Here is a 7,247-nt window from a genome sequence, read left to right as displayed (position 1 = left end):
TAATTTAGTAAAAGTAAAAATAAATAAAATCTATAGGTGAATCATTCCTAACGGGAATAATTATTTTTTAGATGCTACTATAATATTACAATAACGAAGTGGTCTGTTTTCGCTCTTAGAAATTATTTTTGCCACAGTGTTATTTAATTGAACAATTAATTTAACCATTAAGTTTTACAAATTTAAAATCTATGAGTGTATTATTTATAGATTATATTTCTTATTATTTTACTAAATCTATATGTGGTTAATCTAGAAAAAGAATTTCTTATATGGTGTGAATACTGTTAGTTGAAATTTAAAATCTCTTTATATAATCAATTATATAGCTGAAATTTTCTTTGTTATTCTTGAAATATTTCTTGAGGCATTTGCTTTCTTTATAATTCCAGTTTTTGCAACTTTCATTAATTCAGAGTTCAACTTAGGCAAGAATTTTAGAGCTTCATCTTTTTTCTTTTCTTCAAGAAGAAGGTTCATTTTTTTTATAGCATTTCTATACTTGCTCTTACGAGCCTTATTAACTAGTGTTTGCGTAGCAATTTTTCTAATTCTTTTAATTGCCGATTTTGTGTTTGCCATAAGCGCAGTGGTATAGCTTGAGAATTTATACTGGTCAATAGAATAATTCCCTATTTTTGGCAAGTATTACAAAAGAAAGTTGATCTATTAGATATAAATATTTTCTGAATTTTACCATTACATTTACTTCTTAGGCACCTTAGGTTTTCTCTTTGATAAACTCTAAATTCTTTTTGGAAGTTTCCACTTTTTCCAGTGATGTTTTTAAAATCTCGAATACTTGAGCCTCCTTTTTTAATAGCCCTATTAAGTATACTTTTTGAATAAGTAATAATTTTTTTGCAATCTTGCTTAGTTAACTTTGATGCGTAGATAGTTGGATTAATTTTACATAAAAATAAAATTTCACTAGCATAAATATTTCCAATTCCTGATACAAATTTTTGATCTAATAAGAAACTTTTTATATCCTTCTTTTTATTTGTGAAATAACCAATTAAATATTTTAAGTTGAAAGTTTTAAAAAAAGGTTCTGGCCCTAAGTGACTAAATCTTTTTTCAAGTTCCTTCTTATTTTCTATAAATTTAAAAAAACCAAATCTTCTAGGGTCATTGTATACAATCCTTAAACCATCAAAATGAATTTCTACATGGTTATGTTTCTTTGGGAGGCTTGGTGAGTTATAAAAACTAGTATTGGTAAACTTACTAATGTTATTTTTTTTTATTAAATGAACAGTTCCAGACATTCCCAAATGAATTAAACAAAAAGATTCATCGTAAAAATTCAAGATTAAATACTTTGAAAATCTAGTTACTTTTTTGATAATTTTATTTTTTAATAATTCTTCAAATTTTAGAGGAATTTTAAACCTTAAGTTTCTATTCGTAATTATTATTTTTTTGATTTTTTTACGCTCTATTTTTTTAGATAACGATTGTTTGACTATTTCTACTTCTGGTAATTCTGGCATTTGAGACTATATTATCAATAAATAATAAATTTAATATGCAACAATATCTCCAAAATAAAAAAGGCCTTGTCCAAAGTGTCTTTGATGATGTCTATGACAAATATGATTTAATGAATGACTTTATGTCGTTAGGAGTTCATAGGGTTTGGAAAAAAGATCTATTAAGTTTGATGAACCCTTCAAATAATAAAACTTTAATTGATGTCGCCTGCGGTACTGGAGATCTTGGTAAACTTTTTTTAGATGCAACTGATAAAAATGGAGAAATATTTTGTGTCGATCCAAATAAGGGAATGGTTGGTAAAGGCAAAGAAAAGTTAAGTACTTATAAAAATATCAATTGGATAATAGCTCCAGCTGAAAAATTGCCTATTAAAGATAATTCTTGTGATTACTACACAATTAGTTTTGGGCTACGAAATACTAAAGACCTAAACAAAGCGCTATCAGAGGCTTATAGAGTTTTAAAACCAGGAGGTCGTTATCTATGTTTAGAATTTTCTAAAATTCAAAATTCTAATTTGGACTTTATATATAAAAATTATTCTAAACTTATTCCTTTGATTGGAAAAGCTATTGCTGGACAAAAAGAACCTTATGAATATCTAATTAAAAGCATTGAAGAATTTATTAATCAAGAAGAGTTAATCGATTTAATGAATAAAAATAGATTTATTAACTGTAGTTATAGAAATTTATCAGGTGGAATTGTAGCTATTCATTCAGGTTGGAAAATCTAATGTTAAAAAAAATATTTATTTTATTTAGTTTAGGAAGAAAATTAGCTCGTTCTGATATATTAGCCATTATTTCTAAGTTTAAAAAGCCACCATTAACAATCAAGATTATCTTTCAAATACTTTCATTTTCTTTTTCAGCGCCTAACAAAACTAATTTAAACGAAAATGAAGGAGCAAGACTTTCTAAATCACTACAATCAATGGGAACTACATTTATTAAATTAGGACAATTTCTAGTTACTAGACCTGATATTATTGGGGATGATTTAGCAAAACAGTTAGAAGGTTTACAAGATAGATTGCCAGCCTTTACCTTATCTGAAGCAAAAGCAATAATTAAAAAAGACCTAGGAGATGACACCTTCAATTCAATCATTGATTTAAGTGAGCCAGTTGCAGCAGCTTCGATAGCGCAGGTTCATAAGGCAAAAATAAATGACAATGGAACCATAAAAGATGTTGCTATTAAAATTTTGAGACCAGATATTAAAAAAGTATTTAATGAAGAAATAGATGCCTTAATGCTTTTTGCTTTTATGGTTGAGTCGTTTATAAAAAAAACGAAAAGATTAAAATTAGTAGAAGTTGTTTTTCTCCTTAAAGAAATAACTAATTTAGAAATGGATTTAAGATTTGAGGCAGCAGCTGCAAATGAATATGCTGAAAATACAAAGAATGATGCAGGTTTTAGGGTTCCTACTATTTATTGGAATTTTACGAGCGAAAATGTAATGACACTTGATTGGGTTGACGGTGTTTCTATTCGTGAAACAGAAGATTTACAAAAAAGAAATATAGATACTAAAAGAATAGCCTCTGACGTTATTCAGCATTTTTTAAGACATGCTGTCAGAGATGGTTTTTTTCATGCTGATATGCATCAAGGAAATATATTTATCGATGATAATGGACAAATTGTTCCTATAGATTTTGGTATAATGGGAAGATTAGACAACCTTAGTAAAAGATTTTTAGCTGAAATTTTATTTGGATTTATTCAAAGAGACTACAAAAAAGTTGCTGAAGTACATTTGGTTGCTGGTCTAGTTCCTAAAGATGTGCCCGTTAATGATTTAGCACAAGCATTAAGATCTATTGGTGAGCCAATCTTTGGCCAATCCGTAAAAGATATTTCTGGGGGGAAATTGTTAAAACAACTTTTTGAAGTTACAGAAAAATTTAACATGCAAACCCAACCACAATTATTGATGTTACAAAAAACAATGGTAGTTGTTGAGGGGGTGGCCAGAAAACTTAACCCTAATACCAATATATGGGAGACTTCAAAACCAGTTTTAGAAAGTTGGTTAAGAGAAACAAAAGATCCAATCAATACCTTAAATGAAAGTTTCAAAACTACCACTGAAGTAATTAAAAGATTGCCTGATTTTCCAGAGATTATGGATAAAGCCAATCAAGCTTTATCGTTTTTAGCAAGTGGACAGATCCCACAAAATTCAAATTCATTTACAGCCTTAAATGAAAAGAGATCTGAAATGACTGCCTTTAGAAATCAGTCTATTGTTGGTTTATTACTGCTTGTAATTTTTGGTCTAGTAGTATTTTAATTCGTACAATGAACAATATATCTGAAAGAAAAATACTTTTAATAATATGTGGTGGCATATCTGCTTATAAAAGTTTGGAATTAATTAGATCTTTAAAGAAATTAGGTGCAAAAGTTAAAACTATTCTTACTAAAAGTGCCAAAGAATTTGTAACTCCTTTGTCGGTTGCCTCACTATCTCAAGAAAAAGTTTATGAGGACTTATTTAACCCTGAAAATGAGGCTGAAATGGATCATATTTCACTATCTAGATGGGCAGACTTAATTGTTGTGGCTCCAGCTACAGCTAATACAATTTCAAAATTGAGCGCAGGGTCTTCTGAAGATCTTGCTTCAACTGTAATTCTGGCCTCTGATAAAGATATTTTTTTAACACCAGCTATGAACGTTAGAATGTGGGAGCACCCATCAACTAAAGAAAATCTTAAAAAATTACAATCATTTGGTTATAAGATTATAGGTCCTGAAATTGGAGATATGGCCTGTGGAGAATTTGGTGAAGGGAAAATGACTGAACCAGATAATATTGTTCAAGAAATTAATTCATACTTTAGTGAATTAAATAAAAATTATAAACTAAAAGCCTTAGTAACAGCTGGACCAACTAATGAGTATATTGACCCTGTAAGATTTATAACAAATAAGTCTTCTGGGAAACAAGGGTATGCCTTAGCAAAATCATTAGCTAAAAAAGGCTTTCAAACCACTTTAATTTCTGGACCTACAAATTTAGAGGTGGATAACAATATAAACTTAATTAAAGTAGAAACTGCAGATGAGATGTTTAAAGCTACACAAGATAATCTACCAGCAGATGTAGCAATTTTTTCAGCAGCTGTTGCTGACTTTAAGGTTAAAGAAATAAATAATAGTAAAATAAAAAAACAAGAAAAATTACATTTAGAACTAGAAAAAAATATTGATATTTTAAATTATGTATCAAAACATAATTCTCTTAGACCAAAGTTGGTAATTGGATTTGCTGCAGAAACTAATAATGTGGAAGAAAATGCAAAAAAAAAATTAGAAGAAAAAAATTGTGACTGGATAATAGCAAATGATGTTTCCAATAAAGCAATTGGATTTGACTCCAATTTTAATGAAGTTTCAATCTATTATAGAGATAAACATATAGATAATGAAAAGCTTACAATAAAAAGTAAATCTGAAATTTCTGATGAAATAGTAGATAGAGTTATTAAAAAATTAAATTAAAATTCAGTGGCTAAAGTATTAATCAAAAAATTAAATCCTAAAGTAGAATTACCTGCTTACAAAACAGATGGTGCTTCAGGTATGGATTTGATGGCTTTTATAGAGGAGCCTATTAGAATAGCCCCTAACAGCTCATATTTAGTTCCTACAGGCCTTTCAATGGCATTTTCGGTGAATTATGAAGTCCAAATTCGCCCTCGATCAGGTTTGGCTGCTAAAAAGAGTATTACAGTTTTAAATACTCCAGGAACAATTGATAGCGATTATAGAGGAGAAATTAAAGTTATACTTTTTAATCATGGTAAAGAAGATTTCCTTATCAACAATAAAGATAGAATAGCACAAATAATTTTGATGCCTGTAATTAAGATGGAGCTTGAAGAAACAGATAATTTGCCAGACACATTACGAGGTGATGGTGGATTTGGCTCAACAGGTAAATGAATAACCAATTAAGAAAATCATCAATAGAGAGATATTCAAGACAAATAGTACTAAAGGATATTGGCACTATAGGGCAAAAAAAAATTATATCTGCAAAAGTTTTAATTGTTGGAATGGGTGGATTAGGGTCTCCTGTTGCTGAATTTCTTGCAAGAGCTGGCGTTGGTTCAATAGGAATAGTTGATGATGATAAAGTTAGTTTGTCCAATCTACACAGACAAAGTCTTTATAATACCAGTGATGTAGGAAAATTTAAAGTTCAAGTAGCAAAGGGTAAAATTAAAAAAATAAACCCAAGTATTAAAATTAAGATTTACAAAGTAAGACTCAATAAAAATAATTTTAAGAAAATTATAAAAGATTATGCTTATATAGTTGATGGCTCTGATAATTTTTCCACAAAATTTTTATTAAATGATTTTTGTTATAAATTTAAAAAAATACTTGTAACTGGTGCTATAAGTAAATTTGATGGTCATATATTTACTTTTAATTTTAAGAATAAAAAAATCCCATGTTTAAGATGTTTTTTTCAAGACTCTGATATTTCAGATGATTTATTAAATTGTGAGTCAGAAGGTATTCTTGGTACTGTTGCTGGTATAATTGGAACTATACAAGCAAACGAAGTTTTAAAGAAAATACTTGATATTGGGAAGGGTCTTGATGGGTATATTTTTATCTTAGACTTATTACAATTAAATTTTAGAAAAGTTAAACTTAAAAAAAGAAAAAACTGTTTTTGTAAATGATAAAAAAAATAGCTATTTGCGTTTTGTATCTATCAGTTTTATTTAGTCAATTTTCAATAGCAGAAGAAAAGTTTCTCTCTTTAAAAAAAAGCAAAGTAAATGTTCGCTATGGACCGAGTTTTGATTCAAAGATCAAATATATTTATAAAAAAATAAATTTACCTATAAAACAAATAGATCAAAAAGAAAATTTTAGAAGAATTGTAGACTTAAAAAATAATAGTGGATGGATCCATGTTTCTCAGGTTAAAAAATCAAACTCTATTATCATCTTAGAAGATAAAATCTTATATAAAAAACCATCTAACTTTTCAAAACCAATAGCCAAACTCGAAAAAGGAAGGCTATTAGTTTTAAAAAAATGTGAAAATATATGGTGTAATGTAAAGAGCGATGATTATTCGGGTTGGGTCAAAACTGAAAATGTTTGGGGTTCTATTAAATAAAATCAGCACATAGTGATTTAACACTATCTTCAGCTAGTCTTGTGGTGTGGATATATTCTTTATGATCAATCCCAAGTTCAATGGTTGCGCTATCTGACTTAAATTTAGAAATTTGATCCTCATTTAATTTAAAATGAATAAACTGTACTGAAGAGGCTTTTCCTTCTGCTGATGTTCTATCAACATCTTTTTCCGGAACAGCCTTAACAATTTCATCATTAATTTTCATGAATATTTTTTCTTCAATTCCTCCAACTTTACCTAAAAATGCAGCTCTTGAAATTGGGTTATCAATTTCAAACATTAGTGTAGCTGTAAGTTCTTTTCCGTTTGGAACCAAAGGGTTATAGGCTATTAACTCATCTTTTAATTGCTCATCTCCACCTTTTTCGATGTGAAGCATTTCTTGAACTTGGGCAACCATAGTTTCAAAACTTTCAAAATAAAAAGTGGCATAAGGACCAAGCGCTATTCTTCTATCTTTTTTAAACTCAACTAAATCTTTTCTGATTTGTTTTCTGCTTTTTGCATAAACATCAGATGATAATAAATCTTCTTTTTCTATTTTTCTTTTTTCTTTACTCATA

9 protein-coding genes are annotated in these 7,247 nt (G+C 28.6%); 6 read left to right on the top strand and 3 right to left on the bottom strand.

The window, feature by feature from the left end; translation table 11 throughout:
- Nucleotides 1–321: 321 nt before the first annotated feature.
- Both rpsT and mutM read right to left on the bottom strand, forming a co-directional pair.
- Complete coding sequence (gene rpsT, locus ABXT39_RS07295; RefSeq protein WP_415295068.1) at nucleotides 322–582, bottom strand: 30S ribosomal protein S20; 261 nt, start codon at nucleotides 580–582, stop codon at nucleotides 322–324.
- A gap of 50 nt (nucleotides 583–632) precedes the next feature.
- Nucleotides 633–1,496 carry a bifunctional DNA-formamidopyrimidine glycosylase/DNA-(apurinic or apyrimidinic site) lyase gene (mutM, locus tag ABXT39_RS07290; protein WP_415295066.1) on the bottom strand — a complete coding sequence of 288 codons (864 nt, stop codon included), beginning with the start codon at nucleotides 1,494–1,496 and terminating at the stop codon, nucleotides 633–635.
- A 35-nt stretch (nucleotides 1,497–1,531) separates the two neighbouring features.
- On the opposite strand from mutM, the gene ubiE reads away from it, so the two are divergent.
- From ubiE to ABXT39_RS07260, 6 genes are read left to right on the top strand one after another with little or no spacing between them, the layout of a single operon-like run.
- Complete coding sequence (gene ubiE, locus ABXT39_RS07285) at nucleotides 1,532–2,236, top strand: bifunctional demethylmenaquinone methyltransferase/2-methoxy-6-polyprenyl-1,4-benzoquinol methylase UbiE (RefSeq protein WP_415295065.1); 705 nt, start codon at nucleotides 1,532–1,534, stop codon at nucleotides 2,234–2,236.
- A complete protein-coding gene (gene ubiB, locus ABXT39_RS07280) occupies nucleotides 2,236–3,804 on the top strand; it encodes a 2-polyprenylphenol 6-hydroxylase (RefSeq protein ID WP_415295063.1) in 1,569 nt (522 codons plus the stop codon). Before ubiE ends, ubiB begins: the two co-directional genes overlap by 1 nt.
- Before the next feature lie 8 nt (nucleotides 3,805–3,812).
- Complete coding sequence (gene coaBC / locus ABXT39_RS07275) at nucleotides 3,813–5,018, top strand: bifunctional phosphopantothenoylcysteine decarboxylase/phosphopantothenate--cysteine ligase CoaBC (RefSeq protein ID WP_415295061.1); 1,206 nt, start codon at nucleotides 3,813–3,815, stop codon at nucleotides 5,016–5,018.
- A gap of 6 nt (nucleotides 5,019–5,024) precedes the next feature.
- Entirely contained in the window at nucleotides 5,025–5,462 is a 438-nt protein-coding gene (gene dut, locus ABXT39_RS07270; RefSeq protein WP_415295060.1) for a dUTP diphosphatase, read from the top strand.
- Nucleotides 5,459–6,214, top strand: a complete 756-nt coding sequence (locus tag ABXT39_RS07265; RefSeq protein ID WP_415295059.1) for a HesA/MoeB/ThiF family protein — start codon at nucleotides 5,459–5,461, stop codon at nucleotides 6,212–6,214. Before dut ends, ABXT39_RS07265 begins: the two co-directional genes overlap by 4 nt.
- Complete coding sequence (locus ABXT39_RS07260; protein ID WP_415295058.1) at nucleotides 6,211–6,660, top strand: SH3 domain-containing protein; 450 nt, start codon at nucleotides 6,211–6,213, stop codon at nucleotides 6,658–6,660. Before ABXT39_RS07265 ends, ABXT39_RS07260 begins: the two co-directional genes overlap by 4 nt.
- Here ABXT39_RS07260 and ABXT39_RS07255 read toward each other — a convergent pair.
- A complete protein-coding gene (locus ABXT39_RS07255) occupies nucleotides 6,653–7,246 on the bottom strand; it encodes a DUF3501 family protein (RefSeq protein ID WP_415295057.1) in 594 nt (197 codons plus the stop codon). The two genes, ABXT39_RS07260 and ABXT39_RS07255, sit on opposite strands and share 8 nt — an antisense overlap.
- Nucleotide 7,247 lies beyond the last annotated feature (1 nt).

It is taken from the genome of Candidatus Pelagibacter sp. Uisw_113, assembly GCF_047717815.1.
Taxonomy (GTDB): domain Bacteria; phylum Pseudomonadota; class Alphaproteobacteria; order Pelagibacterales; family Pelagibacteraceae; genus Pelagibacter.
The sequence above is the reverse complement of the archived record's forward strand: the minus strand, read 5'-3'. Positions and strand labels throughout refer to the sequence as shown.

Coding starts and splice junctions, on each gene's coding strand:
- rpsT (WP_415295068.1), bottom strand. CDS start 582: ATGGCAAACACAAAATCGGCAATTAAAAGAATTAGAAAAATTGCTACG.
- mutM (WP_415295066.1), bottom strand. CDS start 1,496: ATGCCAGAATTACCAGAAGTAGAAATAGTCAAACAATCGTTATCTAAA.
- ubiE (WP_415295065.1), top strand. CDS start 1,532: ATGCAACAATATCTCCAAAATAAAAAAGGCCTTGTCCAAAGTGTCTTT.
- ubiB (WP_415295063.1), top strand. CDS start 2,236: ATGTTAAAAAAAATATTTATTTTATTTAGTTTAGGAAGAAAATTAGCT.
- coaBC (WP_415295061.1), top strand. CDS start 3,813: ATGAACAATATATCTGAAAGAAAAATACTTTTAATAATATGTGGTGGC.
- ABXT39_RS07265 (WP_415295059.1), top strand. CDS start 5,459: ATGAATAACCAATTAAGAAAATCATCAATAGAGAGATATTCAAGACAA.
- ABXT39_RS07260 (WP_415295058.1), top strand. CDS start 6,211: ATGATAAAAAAAATAGCTATTTGCGTTTTGTATCTATCAGTTTTATTT.
- ABXT39_RS07255 (WP_415295057.1), bottom strand. CDS start 7,246: ATGAGTAAAGAAAAAAGAAAAATAGAAAAAGAAGATTTATTATCATCT.